Here is a 294-nt window from a genome sequence, read left to right on the forward strand (position 1 = left end):
CAAATATTCGATGAGATTGTCATCCAGGCGATGGGCAAAGGGCTGATCAAAGGTCATCATTTATACACAGACTCAACCCACATCAAAGCCAATGCCAACAAAGGCAAGTGGGTTGAAACAGAAGGCCGCGTAAGTAGTAAGGATTATATTCAGACACTTGAACAGTCGGTAACGGAGGATCGTAAAAATCATGGAAAAAAGCCCCTTAAGGCCAAAGAACAAAAGCCTGAAACAAAAATAATCAAACAAAGCACCACAGACCCGGACAGTGGCTATATGGTCAGAGACGGAAAG

1 pseudogene is annotated in these 294 nt (G+C 43.5%); it reads left to right on the forward strand.

Annotated features, from left to right (window positions below):
* Positions 1-294 (forward strand): annotated as a pseudogene (locus OS173_RS13270) (IS5/IS1182 family transposase); the annotation flags it as partial.

Source organism: Marinicella gelatinilytica (genome assembly GCF_026410405.1).
Taxonomy (GTDB): Bacteria; Pseudomonadota; Gammaproteobacteria; order Xanthomonadales; family Marinicellaceae; genus Marinicella; species Marinicella gelatinilytica.